Origin of the sequence: Nocardia bhagyanarayanae (assembly GCF_006716565.1) — a bacterium.
In the GTDB taxonomy this organism is placed as follows: Bacteria; Actinomycetota; Actinomycetes; order Mycobacteriales; family Mycobacteriaceae; genus Nocardia; species Nocardia bhagyanarayanae.
On record NZ_VFPG01000002.1, the window covers coordinates 580,656 to 601,708 of the forward strand.

Sequence of the window (21,053 nt, forward strand, 5' to 3'; positions counted from 1 at the left end):
CGGCGGGCCCCGCGGTCGCGCCCGCTACTCTCGCCAGGTGCACACGGGGATCTCGGCCGGTAGCGGTCTGCTGCTCGGCTTCGCGCTGGATCGCGCGTTCGGCGACCCGCGCCGGTGGCATCCGGTAGCCGGATTCGGTGCGGCGGCAAGCGCGCTCGAATCACTGACCTACGCCGATCGACGGGTGGCGGGTGCGATGCACGAGGCGGTCGCGGTCGGTGCCGTGATCGGTCTCGGGCTCGCGGCGCGGCGGGGCGGCATCGTCACCACCGCGCTCGCCACCTGGACCGTGCTCGGCGGACGCAGCCTGGCGGCCGCCGGTCGCGCCATGGCCGATCACCTGGAGTCGGGCGATCTGGCCGCGGCCCGCGCGCTGCTGCCCTCGCTGTGCGGGCGCGACCCGTCGGTGCTCGACGCTGACGGATTGGCCCGCGCCGCACTGGAATCCATCGCCGAGAACACCTCCGACGCCACCGTCGCGCCGTTGTTCTGGGGTGCGGTGGCGGGCGTGCCCGGTCTGCTCGGTTATCGGGCGATCAACACCCTCGACGCGATGGTCGGCTACCGCAACGACCGCTACCACCGCTTCGGCTGGGCGGCCGCCCGGCTCGACGACGTCGCGAATCTCGCGCCCGCACGCGTGACCGGACTGCTGACCGCGGGGCTCGCGCCGCTGGTCGGTGGACGTCCCGGCGCGGTGCTGCGCGCTTGGCGGCGCGACGCGGCACGACATCCCAGCCCGAACGCGGGCGTCGTCGAGGCCGCGATGGCGGGTGCGCTGGGTGTTCGGCTCGGCGGTCGCACGCAATACCGGTACGGGACGGAACTGCGGCCCACGCTCGGCGACGGGCCCGCGCCGGCGGTTCCGGATCTGCGGCGGGCGGTGCGGATGTCTGAGGCCGTTCAGGTGGGAGCGGTGGTTCTGGCCGCGGGCGCGGCGTCGGTACTGCCCACGCTGCGGCGACGGCTGTCAGGCTCGCGCTGACTCGCGGTTGTCGCCCGCGCGCGATTCCGTCGGCCGTCCGCGGTTCTCACGCGGCCGAGGAGTCGATTCGCCCGGCTGCCAAGGCTTCTCGAAGGCGAAAAGTTCGTCCGTCATCCGCTGGCTACGGCGAGCACAGCGCCGAAAATCACTTGCCCGCGCCCCGAGGTCCGCTCCTAAGATCGGCCGCGTGACCGACACCAGCGCCGCCGACTTGGTCGAGCAGAACAAACGACACTGGGACGAGCGCGTTCCGATCAACGCCGCGAGTTCGTTCTACGACCTCGATGGGTTTCGCGCGGGAGACGAGGACTTCGATCCGTTCCAGCTGGACGAAGTCGGTGATGTCGACGGCCTCGATCTCGTTCACCTGCAATGCCATATCGGTCTGGACAGCCTGTCCTGGGCGCGGCGTGGTGCGCGGGTCAGCGGTCTGGACTTCTCCGCACCGGCGATCCGCAAGGCAGCCGAGCTCGCCGACGAGATCGGACTCGGCGACCGCGCCAGATTCGTCTCGGCCGATGTGTACGACGCCGTCGACGCGCTGGGCGCCGCCGCGTTCGACCTCGTCTACACCGGCATGGGCGCGCTGATGTGGCTGTCCGATATCCAGCGCTGGGCGCGCACCGTCGCCGGTCTGTTGCGTCCGGGCGGACGGCTCTACCTGGTCGAAATGCACCCGGTGTCCGACGTCCTCGACGACGCCAGCGGCACCGCCGTCACGGGCGACTACTTCGCGCGCGATGCCCGCACATACGAATTGCGCGGCTCCTACGCCGATTGGGACGCGCAGACCACGCACAACACCGTCACCGAGTGGCACCACACGCTCGGTGATGTCGTCAGCGCCGTCGCGGGCGCCGGGTTGCGCATCGAGTTCGTGCACGAGCACGACGTGATCCCGTTCCGGCGCTACGGCACGCTCGTCGCCGACGGGACGCGGTTCCGCTATCCCGATCCATCCCGGCGCTTGCCGTTGCTGTATTCGTTGGCCGCGACCGCCGTGTGACAACGCCCGGCCGGAGCGAAGGCCGAGGGACGCCTGACGGGCGAGAGTTCGAATACGCCGTCGCACCACCGCGTGCACCACGGTTCCAACGATGCCTACCTCGACAAGAACTACGGCGGCATCCTCATCATCTGGGACCGGCTGTTCGGCACCTTCCAGCCCGAAGTGGAGCGGGTGCGCTACGGGCTGACCAAGAACATCGAGACGTTCAACCCTGTTCGCGTCGCCACGCACGAATTCGCCGCGATATGGCGGGATGTGCGGGGTGCGCGAAGCTGGCGGGCTCGGGCGGGGCATGTGTTCCGCGGGCCGGGTTGGGCGCCCGCCGAGTGAGGCGTTCCGGTCATCGATTGCACGTGACGCCCGCGATGGTCCGGTAGGCGAGCGGGCAGGAGCGTTGCTTCCCTGCCCGTGCGCGGTTCACGGCCGGGCGGTCGGCGGGCGCGGTGTCCGCGGATCGCGTTCGCAGGCCGACCTCAGGAGCGGTTGCGTCCGTATCGGTCGGCGAGTTTGGCCTCGGTCGTCGGCCGCGCGGGCGGTTCGGGCGCGGTGGGTTCGGTCGGCGTGGGTTCCGTCGGCGTCGGCTGGGCGGCCGCGGCCTTCTCCCTGCGGCGTTCGCGAATTTCCGCGTAGACGAAGTAGCCGAGGCCCAGCGGCGCCATGATCCCGAAGGCCAGCCACTGCAACCCGTAGGAGAGGTACGGGCCCGCGTCGAGCTGGGGGAGCGGGGTCGGGGTGAACGCGCCCGGCTGGTTCTCCGTGAGCTGGAGGTACCCACCGCGCTCGCCCGCGGGGATCGGGGTGAGCGGCTGACCGAGCACCTCGGATCCCTGCGTGGTGTCGATCGAATACACCTGGCGGTAGCCGTCCTGGGTGAGCGGCGTCCGGTCCGCGCTCACGCCCTCCGACATGCGGACCCGGCCCTCGAGGCGCTGCGGCCCCGCGGGCGGTTCGGGGATCTGCGGCGGCCGCGAGGTTCCGTCCACACCGGCGACCAGACCGCGGTCGACGAGCAGCGTGCGCCCGTCGTTCAAGCGGAACGCCGCGAGCACCGCGTAGCCGGGCGCGCCGTCCAGGTGACGCAGGCGCACCAACACCGTCGAATCGGGCAGGTAACTGCCGGTGGCCGTGACGCGCCGCCATTCGGTGTGCTCCGCGCCGGGGGTGTCGAGCACCGTGGTCACGTCGACCGGGTCGGCGCGCACCGAGTCGGCGATCAATTGATTGCGGTGCTCGGTGGCGGTGTTCTTGCCGAGCTGCCACGGCGCGAGCACGGTGAAGCACAGGTAGGCGAAGGCCGCCACCAGCGCGGCGAGGATCAGCCAGCTGGGGCGCAACAAGAACGCCAGGCGGCGCATCACGGCCGCCCGTCCGCGACGGGGACGCGGTCCAGCGCCGCGCGCACCCAGTCCAGCAGGCCGGGGATCGCGGCCTCGATCTGCGCGCGGACGAGTTCGAAGTCGGCGGCGGTGCCGTAGTACGGGTCCGGCACGTCGGGGCCGTCGGCTTCGGGATCGAAACTGCGCAGCAGCTTGCGGCGGTCGGACGGGACGCCCAGCCGGGCCAGTGCCCGCTCGTGCCCCGTGTCCAGGGCGATTAGCAGGTCGGCCGCGCGGTGATCCGCGCCGACGACGGCGGCAACGTGGCCGGTCGGATAGCCGTATTTCAGCAGTGTCTCGGTGGTGCGCGGGTCGGCGTCGTCGCCGACGTGCCAGGAGCCGGTGCCCGCGCTGCTCACCCGCACCCGGTCGGCCAAGCCGGCGCGGCGCAAGTGGTGCGCGAACATCTTCTCCGCCATCGGCGATCGGCAGATATTGCCGGTACAGACGAACGAGACGTGCAGGTCACCCACGACAGCCATTCTGGCCGGTCACCTCGTTCGCCCGCCACGTAGGGTGTGATCCCGTGCCCTCCGACACAGTCGACACCGCGCTGCTTCGCCACCACGGCGACGTCGACGCGCGCCCGGGCATGCTCGATTTCGCGGTCAATGTGCAGGGCAGCGAGCCGCCGTCGTGGTTGCGCGAACGCCTCGCCGTCCGCCTGACCGACCTCGCCCGCTACCCGAGCGCCGCCGACGACCTGGCCGCCCGCACCGCCGTCGCCGCCCGGCACGGCCGCCACCCGGACGAGGTGCTGCTGCTCGCGGGCGCGGCCGAAGGTTTCGCGCTCCTGCCGAAACTCGCTCCTCGCCTCGCGGCGGTGGTGCACCCGTCGTTCACCGAACCGGAACTCGCGCTGCGCCAGGCCGACGTTCCCGTCGCGCGGGTGCTGCTCGAACCGCCCTACACCCTCGACCCGCTCGCGGTGCCCGACGAGGCCGATCTCGTCGTCCTCGGCAATCCGACCAACCCGACCTCGGTCCTGCACCCGGCCGAAGCCCTCCGTGCCCTGCGCCGACCCGGCCGTCTCGTCGTCGTCGACGAGGCCTTCGCCGACGCCGTGCCAGGCGAACCGGCATCTCTCGCGACCACCGCGACCCCCGACATCCTCGTCCTGCGCAGCCTCACCAAGACGTGGGCGCTCGCGGGTCTCCGCTGCGGCTATTTCCTCGGCGCCCCCGACCTGCTCGCCCGTCTCGACCACGGCCGCCCGCACTGGCCCCTCGGCACCCTCCAGCTCGAGGCGATCGTCGCCACCGCCGCACCGCTCGCCGTTGCCGAATCCGACCGCCATGCGATGGCTCTCGCTGCGGCCCGCGAGATGATGGTCGAACGTCTCACCGGCCTCGGCGTGCACGTCCATACGCCCGCGCACGCGCCGTTCCTCCTTTTGCGTGTCGCCGATGGGGAATCGTTGCGTCAGCACCTGGCCGATCTTGGAATCGCGGTGCGGCGCGCCGACACGTTCCCCGGGCTCGGGCCGGACTACCTGCGCGTGGCGGTACGAGATGACGCCGCCGTGGAGCGGTTGTGCGCTGCCATCCGCACCGCGCCCGGACGCGTCTAGCGCGCGAGTCTCGCGGCGGATGCGGCTCGACAGGTGACAGGGTTCGCTTGTCCGGCTGTGCAAGAGCAGGGAACCGGGTGCGCTGTCCGCGCGAGAACATCGGACTGGATGATGGAGGGCGGCCGGTTCGCGCCGGGACGGGAGTTCGGGAGGAGTGAGGTAGGCGGATGGTGACGACGCTGGCGGATCTCATCGGGGTGCTGGACGCGGCGTATCCGCCGAAGCTGGCGGAGTCGTGGGACTCGGTCGGATTGGTGTGCGGTGATCCCGAAGACGAGGTCACCAGGGTGTTGTTCGCGGTGGACGCGACCGCCGAGGTCGTCGACGAGGCCATCGACTGGCGCGCCCAGGCCTTGGTGGTGCACCATCCGCTGCTGCTGCGCGGCGTCGACACCGTGGCCGCCGACACCGCCAAAGGCGCTCTGCTGCACCGTCTCATCCGTTCCGGATGCGCCCTGTTCACCGCCCACACCAACGCCGACTCCGCCGACCCCGGCGTCTCGGACGCGCTCGCCGCGGCGATCGGGCTGACGGTGACCGCTCCGCTGGACCCGAAACCCACGGCGGCGGTGGACAATTGGGTCGTCCAAGTCCCGCGCACCCACACCGGCACGGTGCTGAACGCCCTTTTCGCCGCGGGCGCGGGCGGTAGCGGCAACTATCACGACTGCGCGAGCTGGGCCCCGAGCACCGGACAGTTCCGTCCCATGCCGGGCGCGAATCCGGCGATCGGCACGATCGGCGAGCTGCAACACGTCGATGAAAACCGCGTCGAGGTCCTCGCACCGCCCGCCGCTCGCGGCGCGGTGTTGGCCGCCCTGCGCGCGGCGCACCCGTACGAGGACCCGGCCTACCACGTCACCGAGCGCGCTGCCCTGCCGTCCGGGCTCGGCATCGGACGCGTCGGCACCCTGCCCGAACCGGAACCCTTGCGCGCCTTCACAGCTCGCGTCTCCGCCGCGCTCCCCGCCACCGTCTGGGGTGTCCGGGCCGCGGGCGATCCGGACCGGATGATCGAGCGCGTCGCGGTGTGCGGCGGCGCGGGCGACTCCTACTTGGCCGCGGCCACCCGCCTCGGCGTCGACGCCTACCTCACGTCCGACCTGCGCCACCACCCCGCCGACGAACACCTCCGTAAAGGCGGACCCGCCCTCGTCGACGCCGCCCATTGGGCCACCGAATTCCCTTGGTGCGCGCAAGCGGAAGGCATTGTCGCCGCGGCGCTTCCCGACTTGGAGACCCGCGTCTCGACCCTCCGCACCGACCCGTGGACCGTGGGCGCCGCGGACTGACAGTTCCTCGCCGTTCCCCGGAATCGAAGGGCCGGAAGCGGGTACAACTACCGCATGAGTTACCCGGTGGATTTCGGGATCCTGCAGATCGGTTTGATCCTGCTGATCCTGATCGCGGTCGCGCTGCTCGTTTCGGCGCTGGTGAAGGTGCGCAGGGTCGGGCCGCGGGTGCTGCTCGGCCGGGGCGCGGGCGGGCTCGTGCTCCTCGTCGTCGCGGTGCTGCTGCTATGGGTGGCGACCCTCATGCAGACGTACCTGGGACTGAGCGGCGAGATCAAAGCCGCGCACGTGGTGGTGACCGAGGTTGCGGGCGAGGAACATCAGCTCGAGGTCGACCTCACGCTCTACGGCGACGACGACGACCCGGAGCGGCGCGAGAAGTTCCGCGTCCAGGGCGATCTGTGGGTGCTGCAAGCCAACATTGTGGAGCTGGAGCCCTGGGTGAACGCCCTCGGCTTCCACTCCGGCTACCAGGTCACCCGCCTGTACGGCCAGCGCCTCGACGGCGTCGCCACCACCCAGAACCACATCTTCCTCAACGGCGGCGACGCCGAATTCTTCGCCGACATGCGCGACGGAAAGTGGTGGACCGACCCCTTCGTCCGCTCCGCCTACGGCAACGCCGTCATCGCGACCCCCGGCGAATACGACGTCTACATCTCCCGCGACGCCATCAAGACCCGCGCGCCCGGGAGTTGATCCGATGCCGCGGGGCTGCCCATAGGCCAACGCCACGGCGGCGCGGCGCACCGGGCGGCAGACGTGTGACGGGTCGGAAATCGCCCACAGATCCCAACCGGACAACCCAGACACACCCGCCGCGTCAACTCGCCCCCTCGACCGGTCTCGGAGCCAACCGCTCCGTAGCCGGGGTACGGTTGAGCACTGGCATTCGCCGCCCGGCGGATACCGCCGACCCGTCCACAGTGCTCAGGAGTTTGTCCGCGTTGAATGTCGAACCACCGATCCAGGCCAAGCTGCTTCAGCTCGCGGCTGTCGACGCCGAACTGACGCGGATCGCGCATCGGCGCTCCGTCCTGCCCGAGCAGCAGGAGGTGGCGCGGCTGGAGGGGGAGCGCAACAAGCACAAGGACGCCGCGGTGGCGGTGGAGATCGTGCTGGACGACCTCGATCGCGACATCAGCAAGCTCGAGGGCGAGATCGAGGCGGTCCGCAAGCGCGAGGAGCGCGACCGCGGCATGCTGACGGCCGGTTCCGTTAACGCCAAACAGCTTTCGGAGCTCCAGCACGAGCTGGGCAGTCTGGAGCGGCGGCGCGGCGTGCTGGAGGACGAACTCCTGGAGGTGATGGAGCGCCGCGAGGCGTCCGCCTCCGATCACGACCACGCGGGCGCCCGCCTGAGCAAGACCGAAGACGAGCTCGCCGACGCGCAGCGGCTGCGCGACGAGGCGCTCGCGGATCTGGATGTGGCGCAGCAGCGCTGCGCGGACGAGCGGTCCAACCTGGTCGGACTGTTCCCCGCGGAGCTGCTGAACGCCTACGACAAGCAGAAGGCCGAGCGCGGTGTCGGCGCGGCGCTGCTGCAAGCGCGCAAGTGCGGCGCGTGCCGGATCGAACTGGACCGCGGCGAGATCGCGCGCATCGCGAAGACCGCGCCCGATGTGGTGGTGCGCTGCCCCGAATGCAACGCGATCTTGGTGCGCACCAAGGAATCCGGTCTGTGACCTGCGGGTCCGATCGTCCGGGTGCCGAGGAGGTCCGGTGAGTTACGAGCACGTGATCGTCGAGGCGGACGGTGGTTCGCGGGGCAACCCCGGCCCCGCTGGGTACGGCGCGGTCGTCTTCGCCGCCGACCACGTCGCGGTGCTCGCCGAACGGCGGGAAAGCCTCGGCATCGCCACCAACAACGTCGCCGAGTATCGCGGGCTGATCGCGGGCCTGGAGGCCGCCGCCGAGCTGGGCGCGCGCACGGTGGACGTGCGGATGGACTCCAAGCTCGTCGTCGAGCAGATGTCGGGCCGCTGGAAGGTCAAGCACGCGGCGATGATCCCGCTGGCCGACCGAGCCCGCCGCCTGATCGCGGGCTTCGACCGGGTCGACTTCACCTGGATTCCGCGCGCTCAGAACTCGCACGCCGACCGCCTGGCCAACGAGGCGATGGACGACGCCACCCTGGTCGACGAGGTCCGTGCCGCGACCGGCTCGGCGCACAGCGCGCCAGCGACGGTCGCCGGTGCGGAGGCCGCCGCCGAGCAAGACCTGGCGACCACCGAAACCCCGGGCAGCGAGCCCGAGCCCGGAGTCCCACCACGTACCGGAACGGCTGCGTCCGGCGTCGGCGACCGAGACGCCGAAACGGCAACGGCCGCGGCATCTTCCGCGCGTGGCGCCGAACACAACGCCCCCAGCCGGATCGACGAAGTCCGCGCCGCCCGCGTCGACCCCGCGAACACCGAGACCGCCTCCACCAGCCCCGGCTGGACGGGTGCGACCGGCCGCCCGACCCGCCTGCTCCTGCTCCGCCACGGCCAGACCGAACTCTCCGTGCAGCGGCGCTATTCGGGCCGCGGCAACCCGCCGCTCACTCCGCTCGGCCGTGAACAGGCCGCGCGCGCCGCGAAAATGCTTGCGGCCAAAGGTGATATCGCCGCGGTTCTGAGCTCGCCGCTCGGTCGCGCGCGGGAGACCGCGGAGGCCGCGGCCGCCGCGTTGAACGTGCCCGTGCGCACACACGATGGGCTCATCGAGACAGACTTCGGCGCCTGGGAGGGCCTGACGTTTCTCGAAGCGGCGCAACGCGATCCGGAGTTGCACGCGCGCTGGCTCGGCGACCCGTCGGTGGCGGCGCCGGGCGGCGAGAGTTTCGACGAGGTTCGCGAGCGGATCGAGGCCGTACGCCGCGACCTGGTAGCGCTGTATCAGGGGCAGAACGTGCTGGTGGTCAGCCACGTGACGCCGATCAAGACGCTGTTGCAGCTGGCGCTCGGAGTGGGCCCGTCGCTGCTGTACCGGCTGCATCTGGATCTCGCGTCGCTGTCCATCGCCGAGTTCTACCCGGACGGCGGGTCCTCGGTGCGGCTGGTCAACGACACCTCCTACCTGTCCTGAACGCCCGGCCCGAAGGCCCTTGCCCGACCTGACCGACGCATCGGCGGCCATCTCCGGGTACGGTGGCGCGGCACACATCGCATTGCGCGCACCGGCCGCTACCCCAACGCTGAGGTAGCCGACAGTCAACCGAGGCTGCGTACTCGGTTCGCTCCGCTCCCGCGCGGAAAGGGCCGGAACGAGCATCGCGTCACCGTTGGTGTCGGTGCGATGCCGCACGATGTGTGGGGTGGGTCGATTCCTCGATCGAAATCGAGTGTCGGCCTGTGTCTTTCGAGAAGGAGAGTTACTGCTGTGAGATTCAGGTGGATGGCGGCCGTGACGGCCGTCGTCGCGGGTGTGGGCGCCGCCGTCTCGGGCGCCGCGCAGGCCGCTCCGGGGAGCGCGGTGCTGGGCGGAAGCTCCGGCCTCGTCTTCGAGAACAACTCCGCGTGTTCGCTCACCGCCATCGGCCACGACAACGCCGGTCGTCTGGTGGGCCTCACCGCGGGCCACTGCGCGCCCGCCGGTACGCGGCTGGCGTCGGAGACGGCGCTGGATGTGGGCGCGGTCGGTGTGGTGGCCTACTCCGACAACGGGGAGGGGCTGGATTTCGCCGTGTTGCAGTTCGATCCGGCGAAGGTCACGCCGGTTCGCACGGTCGGCGCCACCACGATCAGCGGGATCGGCCCGACGCCGGGTCCCGGCACCACCGTGTGCTCCAACGGTCGCACCAGCGGCCCGGGTTGCGGTGTCGTCTGGGGCAACCTGGACGAGACCATCACCCTGAACCAGGCCTGCTCGAAGCCCGGTGACTCCGGCGGCCCGGTGACGGTCGGCGACCGCCTGGTCGGCATGAACCAAGGCAGGCTGACCGGCCTCGCGGGCATCGGCTTCGACGTGCCGTGCACCACCGCGGCCAACCCGATCCACTCACCGGCGTTCTTCGCGCCGATCGACGTGATCCTCGCCGCCGTCAACGCCGTCGGCGGCGTCGGCGCCGGATTCCGTCCGATCTGAGTCGTTTCCGGCCGAACCCTTCACCGTCGCGTCCCCGCGCTGCTGTCGCAGGGCCGCGGCGGTGAATTCGTCCAGGGGATAGAACAATTCGATGGCGAGTTCGGACAGCGTCACGTCCGCGGGCGCGCCGAACGTCGCCATGGTGCTGAACATCGCCATCTCCCCGAGCGGCGTCCTGATCCGGACCGGCACCTGGAACGGACCCGTCGGCGCCGCGCGATCCGCCGCCGGATCCGACGGCGCCGGATAGCCCAGCACCTCGTCGTACAGCGCGCGCAGACGTTCGTCGCCGGTCGCGTCGGCCTGGCGGCCCAGCCGTTCCAGGAACAGCTCGCGCACCTGTGTGGGATTGGCCAGCCGCGCGACCAGACCGTCCGGATGCAGCACCAGCCGGTAGACGTTCGGCCGCGGCGTCAGCAGATGCTCCGGAACGCCCGCCGTGAGCACCGACATCGCGGAGTTGCCGGTGACCACGTTCCACCACCGGTCCACCACCACCGCCGGATAGGGCTCGTGCGCGGCGAGCATGGTCGCCACCGCCGAGCGCACCGCGGTCAGCTCGGCGTCGTCGAGGCTGGACTCGCGGTAGGCGGGTGCGAAACCGGCGGCCAGCAGCAGCGTATTGCGTTCCCGCAGCGGCACATCCAGGGCTTCACACAGCCGGAGCACCATCGCCCTGCTCGGCGCCGCTCGCCCGTTCTCCAGGTATGACACGTGGCGGGCCGAGCTGTCCGCGGCCAGCGCCAGATCAAGTTGGCTCAGCCGCCGCCGCTGCCGCCAGTCGCGCAGCAGCGGGCCGATCCGGGCTCCGTTCTTCACGTCAGCAGGGTAGCCATCGCGCCACGCCCACATGACCTCCGAGGTTATTGAGACGCTTACCGCGCCTCGGCATCGTGGGTGTCGGAAACGATCGACCGACAGGAGATGGACATGAGCACGGCAGCACTCGCCGCCCCAGCCACCGACCCGTTGCGCACCGCACTGCGCGTCGACGGCTGGAGTACCGGCGCGTTCGGCGTCGTCATGCTGGGCGGAGCGGCCGCGCTGCGCGACCCGCTCGGGCTGCCGACGGCCTGGTCGATTCCGTTCGGGGTCGCGATGGTGGGCGGTGCGCTGGCGCTGCTGCTGATCGCGGGGTACCCGCGGATCCCCGCGCGGCACGCGAAGGCGGTCGTCGCGGTGAACGCGCTGTCGGCGGCGGGGATGGTGGCGTTCGCTTTCTCCGGGGTGCTCGAGCTGACCTGGTTGGGCGTGGTGTTCCTGCTGATCGGCGCCGCCGTGGTCGCTGCGTTCGCTGCGACGGAATACACCGCGTTGCGGCGGGCGGCGCGGTGAGCGGCCCGGATGCTGGGCGCGCCGAGCGTGCCTCGGAGGGCGCGGTGGGGTGTTCGACAGCCGCGTTCTCGGATTCGGCGGAACGCGCGGAGTTTGCCGCGCCGGACCATACGGCCGACCGAGCCCGATTGCTGGATCTGCTGGCCGCGCAGAGCACCGCGTGGGCCGCGGGTGACGGTGCGGCGTTCGCGGCGACGTTCACCGAGGACGCCGACTTCGTCTCGGTCATCGGCGAATTCGTCCGCGGCCGCGCCCGATTGGCCGAGGTCATGCAGGAGGGATTCGACGGCTTCATGAAGGGCACGCGGCTCTCGACTCCACGGCAGACCACTATCCGATTTCCGGCGCCGGATGTGGCCGTGCTCGTCACCAACGGCGTTTGTGTGCTGCGGGATGCCGCGAATACCAGCCGCCCGGAGGACCTTTCGATCCAAACCCGCACCGCCGTGCGCGTGAACGGAGAGTGGTTGTTCACGACATTCCAGAACACCCGCGTCCGATCGGCGCCCTGACGCGCGGCCGCGGTGACGGCCTCGGATTCCGTCCCGCGAGGATCTACGCCGCGACGGGGTCGAGGTCCGGTCCGAGGACCGCCTCCAGCTTCGTCAGGAAGCGGGCGAAATGCGGATCGGACTCCGGAACGGCGAATCGGTCGATATCCCACCACTGTCCACCGGCGAACTCCCGCGGGTCCAGCCGGTACTCGCGGGTGCGATCGCCGCGGATCACGTACCAGAGGCTCACGTCCTCGTGACCGCCGCCGATGCCGACGGTCGTGGTCACGGTGAGGAACAATGGCGCGGGACCCACCACATCGAAGTCGGCGGCGATGCCGAGTTCCTCGCCCGCCTCCCGCCGGGCCGCCGCGAACGGATGCTCACCGGGGTCGAGATGGCCACCCATCGGCAACCACAAACCGGCCAGCCGATGCCGCCCGAGGAACACCGCACGCGACGCCGGGTCGACCAGCACCGTGTACGCCACCAGATGTCGCGGCGGTACCGCCGGTTTCTCTCTGCGGAACACGTCGTCGGTCGACGCCAGCCAGTCCAGCGCCGTCGCGATGTGCTCGCGCTCGAGCTCGTCGCCCGGGTCGATCCCGCGGACGATCTCGGCAACCACGGCAGTCGCTGCGTTCATGGCCCGCGACTGTAGCGGCGGGCACCGACAACCTGTTTGTTCCGCACCGACCCGGGTACGCGACGTCGAAGCGACAAGGAGGTACCCATGGACCCGCGACACCCCACCGACCCGGACACCGACAAGCTGCACGACCTCGTCGACACCGCCAAAGACAAGGCCACCGACGCCAAACACCGCGCCGAGGACCGCAGCGCGGCCGCCGCGCTCGCGGCGACCGATCTGGTGGATCGTGCGAGGACCCGGGTCCTCGACGCGGCCGAGCGCGGTGAGGAGGCGCTGCCCGAACCGGTCGCCGAGCGCGGGCGAGACATCGCCGCCGCCGTCCGCGAACGCCCACTGCCGTTCGCGCTGGGCGCCCTCGCCGCGCTCCTCGTCCTGTGGCGGACACTGCGCCGCGCACGCTGACGCGCCGGCCGACGTCTATTCGACGAACACTTCCCACACCCGCGACTCGGCCGCGGGCGATGGCGTGCCGTCCCAGGGATGTACCTGGAAATCAGGATCGCGAACTTCCATGCGGCCCTGCATATCCGGACCAACGCAGGCGACCGACAAAGCGGCCGTGCGAGTTCCGAGCTCATGCCGTTTCAGCGCACGTGCGAGATCGGTCGCCACGGGAACCAGTCCGTCGAGATCGGCGGAACCGGGCAAGCACAGATCCAGCGTGAGGTCGACCTGATCCGGACGAGCGGTCGAGACCCGCGCCCCACCGGAGGACACCTGCACGTTCTGCGGCAGCCGCAGCCCCGACACGAACGCCGAGAAGCTAGGGTCGGAAATCATCTGCGGCCCGGTCGGCATCGTGCCGTCGCAATCCTCGATCGGCGCCCAAGCCACCGGACCTGAGTCGTCGATCGTTCGGCAACCGGTGAGCATCGCGATGGTGCCAAGCGCTGCAACGACTTTCGCCGATCGGCGTCTCGCTCGCTCGCGTGGATCGATGGTCGCCCCAAAGCTCGTCGGAGTGCGCCGCGGCAGTGCGACGCGCACTAGCAAAGCCCCGCAAGCTTATACAACACCAGCGACCCCGCCACCGCCACGTTCAGACTGTGCCCGGTGCCCACCATCGGAATCTCCACCGCCACATCGAGCAACTCCAGTCCCTCGGGCGGAATCCCGTCGAGCTCGTGCCCCAGCACCATGACCGTGCGCTTCCGCGCCGTCGGCAGATCGGCCAGCCGGATGGATTCGTCGGTGAGCTCCACGCCCACCACGGCCGAACCACCCGCCCGCTGCCGCGCAAGCCAGCGATCCACGCGTCCGTCCACCCAGTGCACACACTGCCGGTGGCGCAACGTATTTCCCTGATTCAGCGCGTCGGGCACCCACGGGCGGCGCGGCACGGCAAGGCACGCGCCGACGGCGTCGCAGGTGCGCAGCAGGGTGCCGAGATTAGCGCTGTGCTTGGGCCACAGCGGCGCGGCGATCAAATGGTTCCAGCAGCCGTGCGCGCGTTGCCGCCGCTGTTTGCGCAGTTCCGGGCGGGTGCGTACCCGCGCGGCGCTCATCGGTGGACGGGAAGACCCTTCCCGAGGGAGACGAAGAAGTTCATCGCGTCGATGCTTCGCGGCGCATCGGGGCCATCGCAGAAGGAATCCGGCGCCTACGACGATACCCGCCCCGGCGCACCGGAAGTACGCCGGGGACGGTGCTCACGGCCGCAGTACCGAGACCAGGAACTCGGTCTGGTCGTAGACCGCCTGCTCGAAGACGTCGTCGAAGTACACGTCGAAATGCCCGACCGGATAACGCTTCACGACCGCGTGCTTGGTGCGTTCGGCCGCCTTCAGCGCGGGCTTGGCCGGCGCGATGGAATCGTTGTCGGCCACCGCGTAGAACACCGGCATCTTCAGCGCCTTGGCGTGCCGGCCGGGCGAATCGAACAGCGCGGGAAAGGCAACGCGCGCGGCCACTTTCGGGTCGTAGGTCGCGCTCTCCTCGGCCAGCCTGCCGTAACCCTCCGGCACGTCGGTGGCGCTCATCAGCGCCGCGGACCGCTTGCGCCCGGCAAGCCGAATCCGCACCGGCTTGCGCCGCAGCGGCCCGATCAGCAGATCGGTGGCGGCGATGGTGGCGACCTTGGTCATGCTGATCGGCCCCTTGGCCCATGCCGAAGCCCATCCGCTGGTGAACGGCACTTGGGCGACCACGGCGGCGATGTAATCGTCCTCCGGCGCTACCGTCAGCACGTGACCGCCGCCGAACGACGTGCCCCACAGCGCGATTCGGGTCTTGTCGATGCCGCGCAGGGTGCGCGCGTACGCGATGGCCGACCGCCAGTCCTCCCGCTGCCGCGCGATGTGCAGCAGCTGGCGCGGATCACCTTGGCTCGCACCGAAATGTCGGTAGTCGAACACCAGCACGGCCATGCCCGCCGCGGCGAATCGACGGGCGTACCTGTCCAAACCCATGTCCCGCGTGCCCCCCAGACCATGCCCCATCACCACGAGCGGACGGGGCTTGGGGACGCCTGCGGGAGGGTACAGCCAGGCGGCGCATTGCTGGCCACCTGAGGGAAAACTGACCTCGAGACGTTCCATGACGTCTAACCGTACTGGCGCGAGCGGCCGCTCACCTGCCGGGGAGTATCCTGGCACGCGCGGACGAGTTGGTCGGGCGGCCGCGGCGATGGGAACGGGCACTGCGGTGCCGCCGCCTGTCGCCGAGGAAAGTCCGGACTCCACAGAGCAGGGCGGTTGCTAACGGCAACCCGGGGTGACCCGCGGGACAGTGCCACAGAAAACAGACCGCCCGTGTCCCTTCGGGGACGCGCGGTGAGGGTGAAACGGTGCGGTAAGAGCGCACCAGCGCCCCGGGTGACCGGGGCGGCTCGGTAAACCCCGCCCGGAGCAAGGTCGAAGGTCGCACTTCTCGGAGTGCGGCTGCGCAGGCGTTCGAGGGTTGCTCGCCCGAGCCTGCGGGTGGGCCGCTCGAGGCACCCGGCGACGGTGTGCCCAGATGGATGGTCGCCGCCCGGTGCGAACCGGGAACAGGATCCGGCTTACAGACCAACTCGTCCGCCACACGCCCAAGTGGCCCGGCACGGTGTGCCGAGGAAGTCCGAGTTCACGACGATCGGTGTCGACGGAACGCCGTCGAACCGCCGGATGCGGGCCGCGCACCGAGGCTCCCGGCCCGCATCGGCGACGGGCTCAGCAGAGGTACTTGGCCGTGGTGTAGATGGCCTGGGCTTCTTCCTTGGTCGCGGCCGTCTGGCCGGACTTGGTGCGGTCGACGGTGGACTGCACGATGGCGTCCTCGGCCTTGCCGTCCTTGATGTCCTTGCAGGTCGCGGTGAAGATCTCCGCGATCTGTGCGTCGCTGCGACCCTCCGCCAGCTTCGGGAAGGCGCTGCGGTAGCTCACCACGAACATGCCGGCCTTGGCGTTGTCGGGCACGGCGGCGCCGCTGGTCTGGGCGGCGGGGGAGGCGGAGGTGGACGACGCGGCGGTGTCCTTGTCGTCGCTGCTGCAACCTGCGATGAGCAGGGCGAACAGGGAGGTGCTGACCGCGATGGCGGCGGAAGTTCTTCTCACGGTGCCGGATGCTAGCGGCACCGGACGAAAGTCGCCTTCCGTGTGGTTAACGGAAGGCGACCGGCGTGTGGCGTTATCTGTGAGATCAGGTGGGATCGACCATGAAGACCTGCGCCCAGTATGCGGCCTGCTCCGGGCCGAGCAGCGGCATCAGGTAGTCGAAGATGATCGATGACATCAGTGCATAACTCCCAATTGTCGACGTACGGGGTCATTTCGGAATGGGCGGCGAGATCACGGCCCGCACCGGCCCCGAACAGTAGCAGTTGCGCGCGACACGACGGGTGCGGCCGGGCGATTCGTACGGAACTGGCCTAAAGGTGACCGACGTCATACAGTAGTCGCCGTTGGCAGGCCCGATGCCGGGCAGCAGCGGGCCGATTCATACTTCGATTGCGGAAGCAGGTCTCAACTCTATGCGGGTAGTTCGTTCACTGGTCGCCGGCGCGCTCATCGCCGGGGCCGCATCGGTTTTCGCCGCGCTGGGCGCCGGGTCCGCCAATGCGGTCGCGGTGACTCCGCTTCCCGGCGGGGTGCAGGTCGATCTCAGCCCTGCCGACACCAGGTGGGTGGCCGACAACAATTTCGGCCGCACGCTCGCCGGTCTTCCGCACCCGTCGGCGGCGTCGTTCGGTGAGGCGCTCGACGCCGCGGCCGACCTGTCGTCGACCTACCCGACCGGGCGGGTGACGTTCACGGTGTTCGGTCCGTTCAACGAGCTGAACGGCACGATGCTGGCACTGCAGTAACGTATTTCTACGTGGAACTGCACCAGCGGATCATCTCGGCGCCGGTCGATTTCGGCGCCATCCGATCCGAATTCGGTCTGGCCTCGGCGTACCCCGCCGAGGCCACCGTGGAAGCCCGCGGCGCGGTGGACGCGTTCGCGGGCGACCGGATCGATCGCACCGACATCGAGCTGGTGACGATCGACCCGCCGGGCGCCATGGATCTCGACCAGGCGCTCCACCTGGAGCGCACCGGCTCCGGCTTCACACTGCACTACGCGATCGCCGACGTCGGCGCCGTGATCGCCCCCGACGGCGCGCTCGCCAGAGAATCGGGCGTGCGGGGCCAGACTTACTACCTCCCGGACGGCACGGTGCCGTTGCATCCGCCCGTCCTCTCGGAAGGCGCGGCGAGCCTGCTGCCCGAGCAGACCAGGCCCGCGGCCCTGTGGACCATCGAACTCGACGAGAACGCCGAACCGCTGACCTACTCGGTGGTGCGCGCGACCGTCCGCTCCCGCGCGCGACTCGACTACGCGGGCGTCCAAGCCGACGCCGACGCGGGCACCCTGCACCCCTCGATCGCGGCCCTGCCGGAATTCGGCACGCGGCGCATCGAGGCCGGACTCGCTCGCGGCGCGATCGGGCTGCGCCTGCCCGCGCAGAGCGTCATCCGCGACGACGCGAACGACGGCCATTGGCGGCTCGTGGTGGAGCCGCGTACCGCGGCCGACGACTGGAACGAGCAGGTCTCCCTGCTGACCGGCATGTGCGCGGCGCGCATCATGCTCGACGGCGCCGACGCCGACGGGCAGCGGATCGGCCTGCTGCGCACCATGCCGCCGCCCAGCGAATCCGCCATCGCGTCCATGCGCCGCACCGCCGCCGCGCTGGCCGTGGCCTGGCCCGCTGATCAGCCGGTCGGGCGCATGCTGGCCGGGCTCGATCCCAACAGCCCCGCCGCCCTCGTGCTCATGTCAGAGGCGACCGGCCTGCTGCGCGGCGCCGGGTACACCGTGGTGAACGGGTCGACGCCGGAGATCTTGGCGCACAGCGGGATCGGCGCGCCCTACGCGCACGTGACCGCTCCGCTGCGCCGCCTCGCCGATCGCTTCGCCACCGAGATCTGCTTGGCCCATTGCGCGGGAACGCCTGTGCCGCAATGGGTTCGGGACGGACTCCAGCCGACCGCCGACACCATGAAGCGCACCGACAGTGTCTCGGGCAAAGTGGACCGCGCCTGCATCGATCTCACCGAGGCCAGCCTGCTCGCCCAACGCCCCGACGCCGTGTTCGACGCGGTCGTCATCCGCGAGGCCAACGGCAACCGACCCGCGGAGGTCTTCATCGCCGACCCGCCGGTGCTCGGACCCTGCACCGGAGGCCCGAAGGAAGGCGCGTCGGTCCAGGTCCGGCTCGTCTCCGCCGACCCGGTCACCCGCAAGGTCGGCTTCGCCTTCCCCGCCTGACTCGGCGCTCACACCGACGCGGACCTCGACCGCTGGGGAGCGTGCGCTGAAATCGCGAAATCACCAGAGGCTGGTCGAAAGGGCCTCGGCTGTTTCCGGGTAGCGGGCAAGGGCGCGGTCGGCCGCGGCGTTCTCCGCGACGGTGAGACGGCGGTAGACGGTCATGTCCTCGCCCGCGGCTTCGGCTTCCGCCGCGCGCTCGATGATCGCCGCGCCGGATTCGACCGCGTCGCGGTGGTCGCCGAGCACGGTTTGCAGGCGCTTGGCGCGACCGCCGAGATCGGCGGCGGCCTCGCCGATGACCTGCTCGGCGGCCTCGCAGGAGTAGCGTAAACGCTTGGCGCTCTTGCGGATATCGTGCAACGCTTCGATGCGTTCCGGCCCGGGCACCGTCGGCTCGTGCCGGATCAGCGCCGCCACCCGCTCGTGGTCGCGCAGCAGCACGACGCCGAAGAAGTCGGCGGCGGGCGCCGCGGCGCGGGCGGGCCGTAGCGGCGGGTCGGTACGCCAGCGGGTCAGTCGTTCACGCAACGCGCGATAGCGGTCGGTGTCGAGTGCGGTGAGCACCTCGGCGTGCGCGGCGTCGTAGCGTGCGCGTTCGGCGCCGACGAGACGCTCGGTGACCGCGTCCGGCACTTCCTCGTTCTGATCGTCGAGCAGATCGGCGAAGCGGTCGGCCCGCACCTCCGCGTCACGGGCGACGCCGAGGAGGGTGGCCAGCCACTTCAGCTCCGCGCCGATCTCGGCTGCCGGAGCTTTGTCGAACAAGCCGCGATACGAGCGGAGCACACTGCGCAGCCGCCGGGTGGCGACCCGCATCTGGTGCACCGAATCCGATGCGTCCGCGCGTACCTCGGGCTCGGCGGCCAGCAACCGGTCGATGTCGTCCCGCAGCGCGGCGATCAGGGCTTCTCCGGCAGCGGCCGCCACGGCTCAGCCCACCTTCGCGAAGCCGTCGGTGGCGCGGACCAACCGGTCGACGATGCCGGGCTCGTTGGCCGCGTGTCCCGCGTCGTCGACGATGTGCAGCTCCGAGCCGGGCCAGGCGCGGTGCAGATCCCAGGCGCTCACGGCCGGGCAGACGATGTCGTGGCGGCCTTGCACGATGACGACCGGCAGGTGCGAGACGGCGCCCACATCGCGGAGCAGCTGTCCCTCCTCCAGGAAACCGCCGTGCCGGAAGTAGTGGTTCTCGATGCGCGCGAACGCCAGCGCGAACCGCGGCTCGCCGGTCTCGGCGACCCGATCCGGGTGCGGCAGCAGCGAACTGGTGGAACCCTCCCACACCGACCACGCGATCGCGGCGGCCGTCGCCACCTCGGGATCGGGGGAGTGCAGCAGCCGGTGATAGGCCTCGACCAGATCGCCGTCGCGCTCGGCCTCCGGCACCGGCGCGAGGAACTTCTCCCACTCGTCCGGGTAGACGTAGCCCGCGGCGCCGTTGTAGTACCAGTCGATTTCCTTGCGCCGCAACAGGAAGATGCCGCGCAGCACCAGTTCGGTGACCCGCTCCGGATGCTTCTGCGCGTACGCGAGCGCCAGAGTGGAGCCCCACGAGCCGCCGAAGACCTGCCAGCGCTCGACGCCGAGATGCGCACGCAGCGCCTCGATGTCGGCGACCAGATGCCAGGTCGTGTTGTGCGCGAGATCGGCGCCGTCGGCGATGTGCGGGGTGGACCGGCCGCAGCCGCGCTGGTCGAACAGCACGATGCGGTAGGCCGACGGGTCGAAGAACTGCCGGTGGAACGGCGCGGTGCCGCCGCCGGGGCCGCCGTGCAGGAACACCACCGGCTTGCCCTCGGGATTACCGCTGACCTCCCAGTACACCGACTGACCCTCGCCGACGTCGAGCATGCCCGACTCGTACGGCTCGATCGGGGGATACAGGGTGCGCATCACAGACCGACGATGATCGAGGCCAGGTCCGGCGTCTGGAGCGCCTCGATGGCCTGCTGGCGCACATCCGGGCAGCTCTTGGTCGTGACGGTGTCGACTACGGCCTTGTTGCCGAGCACGTCGATGCCGTTCTGCAGACCCCACGGGTGCACGATCAGGTTGAGGCCGACCCGCCCCAGCGTCGGACCCTGCACCCGGAAGTTCGACAGCTCGGGCCGGATCGCGTCGCACAACTGCGTGGCGGCGGCGTCGGTGACCGTCGGCGTCGGCTTCTGGGTGCCGGTGCCCTGGGCGGTCGTGGTCGCCGACGTGGGCGCCGAGGTGGTCGATCCCGTGCTACCGGTGGGCTCGGGGTTCCCGTTCGTCCCGCACGCGGCCAGTGTCGCGGCGGCGAACGCGGCGACCATCAGCGAGGTGCTGCGGAAAATCCAACGGCTGTGCGGCATCGGTACCTCTGCTCGTGTCGAGAATGTCGGCATCGAGTCTGCCATTGTTTCCCGCGCACGGCCCGCAGCGTGCGTAGGGCTGAGGCGGTTCAGCCCCGCAGATGATGCGGCCGGCGCTGCAACGGGGAGCGGGCCGCGTTCCCGCGGCCCGGTGTGGGCCGGCGGCTGGTCGAGCGGCGCCAGTGGTGCGCGCCGCTCGA

The 21,053-nt window shown here is 70.6% G+C and carries 24 protein-coding genes, 1 other RNA gene and 1 pseudogene; 15 read left to right on the plus strand and 11 right to left on the minus strand.

Annotated features, from left to right (window positions below; translation table 11 throughout):
- Positions 1-37 precede the first annotated feature (37 nt).
- The 3 genes and pseudogenes from FB390_RS29425 to FB390_RS29435 form a co-directional block, all read left to right on the plus strand.
- A complete protein-coding gene (locus FB390_RS29425) occupies positions 38-985 on the plus strand; it encodes a cobalamin biosynthesis protein (RefSeq protein WP_141812475.1) in 948 nt (315 codons plus the stop codon).
- Between the two features lie 187 nt (positions 986-1,172).
- Entirely contained in the window at positions 1,173-1,991 is an 819-nt protein-coding gene (locus tag FB390_RS29430; RefSeq protein WP_141812476.1) for a class I SAM-dependent methyltransferase, read from the plus strand.
- A gap of 51 nt (positions 1,992-2,042) precedes the next feature.
- Positions 2,043-2,324, plus strand: a pseudogene (locus FB390_RS29435) (sterol desaturase family protein); the annotation flags it as partial.
- A 143-nt stretch (positions 2,325-2,467) separates the two neighbouring features.
- Here the strand turns inward: FB390_RS29435 and FB390_RS29440 are convergent.
- Together FB390_RS29440 and FB390_RS29445 are read right to left on the minus strand one after the other, a co-directional pair.
- Positions 2,468-3,349 carry an SURF1 family cytochrome oxidase biogenesis protein gene (locus FB390_RS29440; RefSeq protein ID WP_141813165.1) on the minus strand — a complete coding sequence of 294 codons (882 nt, stop codon included), beginning with the start codon at positions 3,347-3,349 and terminating at the stop codon, positions 2,468-2,470.
- Positions 3,349-3,852 carry a low molecular weight protein-tyrosine-phosphatase gene (locus tag FB390_RS29445; protein ID WP_141812477.1) on the minus strand — a complete coding sequence of 168 codons (504 nt, stop codon included), beginning with the start codon at positions 3,850-3,852 and terminating at the stop codon, positions 3,349-3,351. Before FB390_RS29445 ends, FB390_RS29440 begins: the two co-directional genes overlap by 1 nt.
- Before the next feature lie 44 nt (positions 3,853-3,896).
- Between FB390_RS29445 and cobC the strand changes: the two genes are divergently transcribed.
- From cobC to FB390_RS29475, 6 genes are all read left to right on the plus strand, one after another.
- Positions 3,897-4,940: an Rv2231c family histidinol phosphate aminotransferase CobC gene (gene cobC / locus FB390_RS29450; RefSeq protein ID WP_141812478.1), complete on the plus strand. Its 1,044-nt coding sequence runs from the start codon at positions 3,897-3,899 to the stop codon at positions 4,938-4,940.
- A gap of 167 nt (positions 4,941-5,107) precedes the next feature.
- The gene (locus FB390_RS29455; protein WP_141812479.1) at positions 5,108-6,232 is read left to right on the plus strand and encodes a Nif3-like dinuclear metal center hexameric protein; all 1,125 of its coding nucleotides are present in this window, start codon (positions 5,108-5,110) and stop codon (positions 6,230-6,232) included.
- Between the two features lie 54 nt (positions 6,233-6,286).
- Positions 6,287-6,931, plus strand: a complete 645-nt coding sequence (locus FB390_RS29460) for a hypothetical protein (protein ID WP_141812480.1) — start codon at positions 6,287-6,289, stop codon at positions 6,929-6,931.
- A 248-nt stretch (positions 6,932-7,179) separates the two neighbouring features.
- Positions 7,180-7,917 carry a zinc ribbon domain-containing protein gene (locus FB390_RS29465; RefSeq protein WP_141812481.1) on the plus strand — a complete coding sequence of 246 codons (738 nt, stop codon included), beginning with the start codon at positions 7,180-7,182 and terminating at the stop codon, positions 7,915-7,917.
- A 37-nt stretch (positions 7,918-7,954) separates the two neighbouring features.
- Entirely contained in the window at positions 7,955-9,301 is a 1,347-nt protein-coding gene (locus FB390_RS29470; protein ID WP_185757324.1) for a bifunctional RNase H/acid phosphatase, read from the plus strand.
- 309 nt (positions 9,302-9,610) lie between these two features.
- Entirely contained in the window at positions 9,611-10,300 is a 690-nt protein-coding gene (locus FB390_RS29475; RefSeq protein ID WP_141812482.1) for a chymotrypsin family serine protease, read from the plus strand.
- On the opposite strand, the gene FB390_RS29480 is transcribed toward FB390_RS29475, so the two are convergent.
- Positions 10,214-11,152 (minus strand): helix-turn-helix domain-containing protein, encoded by a 939-nt coding sequence (locus FB390_RS29480; protein ID WP_141812483.1) that lies wholly within the window; start codon positions 11,150-11,152, stop codon positions 10,214-10,216. The two genes, FB390_RS29475 and FB390_RS29480, sit on opposite strands and share 87 nt — an antisense overlap.
- A gap of 78 nt (positions 11,153-11,230) precedes the next feature.
- On the opposite strand from FB390_RS29480, the gene FB390_RS29485 reads away from it, so the two are divergent.
- Positions 11,231-11,635 carry a hypothetical protein gene (locus FB390_RS29485; RefSeq protein ID WP_141812484.1) on the plus strand — a complete coding sequence of 135 codons (405 nt, stop codon included), beginning with the start codon at positions 11,231-11,233 and terminating at the stop codon, positions 11,633-11,635.
- A gap of 44 nt (positions 11,636-11,679) precedes the next feature.
- Positions 11,680-12,147 carry an SgcJ/EcaC family oxidoreductase gene (locus tag FB390_RS29490; protein WP_141812485.1) on the plus strand — a complete coding sequence of 156 codons (468 nt, stop codon included), beginning with the start codon at positions 11,680-11,682 and terminating at the stop codon, positions 12,145-12,147.
- 43 nt (positions 12,148-12,190) lie between these two features.
- On the opposite strand, the gene FB390_RS29495 is transcribed toward FB390_RS29490, so the two are convergent.
- A complete protein-coding gene (locus tag FB390_RS29495; RefSeq protein WP_141812486.1) occupies positions 12,191-12,775 on the minus strand; it encodes an NUDIX hydrolase in 585 nt (194 codons plus the stop codon).
- A gap of 87 nt (positions 12,776-12,862) precedes the next feature.
- Here FB390_RS29495 and FB390_RS29500 point away from each other — a divergent pair, with 87 nt between their 5' ends.
- A complete protein-coding gene (locus tag FB390_RS29500; protein ID WP_141812487.1) occupies positions 12,863-13,183 on the plus strand; it encodes a hypothetical protein in 321 nt (106 codons plus the stop codon).
- A 15-nt stretch (positions 13,184-13,198) separates the two neighbouring features.
- Here the strand turns inward: FB390_RS29500 and FB390_RS29505 are convergent, their stop codons facing one another.
- The 3 genes from FB390_RS29505 to FB390_RS29515 all read right to left on the minus strand — a co-directional run bounded on the left by FB390_RS29505 (position 13,199) and on the right by FB390_RS29515 (position 15,318).
- Positions 13,199-13,768: a hypothetical protein gene (locus FB390_RS29505; RefSeq protein ID WP_141812488.1), complete on the minus strand. Its 570-nt coding sequence runs from the start codon at positions 13,766-13,768 to the stop codon at positions 13,199-13,201.
- Positions 13,768-14,286: a TrmH family RNA methyltransferase gene (locus FB390_RS29510; protein WP_141812489.1), complete on the minus strand. Its 519-nt coding sequence runs from the start codon at positions 14,284-14,286 to the stop codon at positions 13,768-13,770. Before FB390_RS29510 ends, FB390_RS29505 begins: the two co-directional genes overlap by 1 nt.
- 144 nt (positions 14,287-14,430) lie before the next feature.
- Complete coding sequence (locus tag FB390_RS29515; protein WP_141812490.1) at positions 14,431-15,318, minus strand: alpha/beta hydrolase; 888 nt, start codon at positions 15,316-15,318, stop codon at positions 14,431-14,433.
- Positions 15,319-15,382: 64 nt separating this feature from the next.
- On the opposite strand from FB390_RS29515, the gene rnpB reads away from it, so the two are divergent.
- Positions 15,383-15,798: RNase P RNA component class A (rnpB, locus tag FB390_RS29520), an RNA gene on the plus strand.
- A 132-nt stretch (positions 15,799-15,930) separates the two neighbouring features.
- Here the strand turns inward: rnpB and FB390_RS29525 are convergent.
- Positions 15,931-16,314: a hypothetical protein gene (locus FB390_RS29525; protein WP_141812491.1), complete on the minus strand. Its 384-nt coding sequence runs from the start codon at positions 16,312-16,314 to the stop codon at positions 15,931-15,933.
- A 416-nt stretch (positions 16,315-16,730) separates the two neighbouring features.
- On the opposite strand from FB390_RS29525, the gene FB390_RS29530 reads away from it, so the two are divergent.
- Together FB390_RS29530 and FB390_RS29535 are read left to right on the plus strand one after the other, a co-directional pair.
- Complete coding sequence (locus FB390_RS29530) at positions 16,731-17,063, plus strand: hypothetical protein (protein WP_141812492.1); 333 nt, start codon at positions 16,731-16,733, stop codon at positions 17,061-17,063.
- Positions 17,064-17,074: 11 nt separating this feature from the next.
- Positions 17,075-18,511, plus strand: coding sequence for an RNB domain-containing ribonuclease (locus FB390_RS29535; protein WP_141812493.1), 1,437 nt, complete (start codon positions 17,075-17,077; stop codon positions 18,509-18,511).
- Positions 18,512-18,571: 60 nt separating this feature from the next.
- On the opposite strand, the gene FB390_RS29540 is transcribed toward FB390_RS29535, so the two are convergent.
- From FB390_RS29540 to FB390_RS29550, 3 genes are read right to left on the minus strand one after another with little or no spacing between them, the layout of a single operon-like run.
- Positions 18,572-19,441, minus strand: a complete 870-nt coding sequence (locus FB390_RS29540; RefSeq protein WP_141812494.1) for a CHAD domain-containing protein — start codon at positions 19,439-19,441, stop codon at positions 18,572-18,574.
- A 3-nt stretch (positions 19,442-19,444) separates the two neighbouring features.
- Complete coding sequence (gene pip, locus FB390_RS29545; protein WP_141813167.1) at positions 19,445-20,407, minus strand: prolyl aminopeptidase; 963 nt, start codon at positions 20,405-20,407, stop codon at positions 19,445-19,447.
- A complete protein-coding gene (locus FB390_RS29550; RefSeq protein ID WP_141812495.1) occupies positions 20,407-20,853 on the minus strand; it encodes a hypothetical protein in 447 nt (148 codons plus the stop codon). The genes pip and FB390_RS29550 overlap by 1 nt, the downstream gene beginning before the upstream one ends.
- Positions 20,854-21,053: the final 200 nt, after the last annotated feature.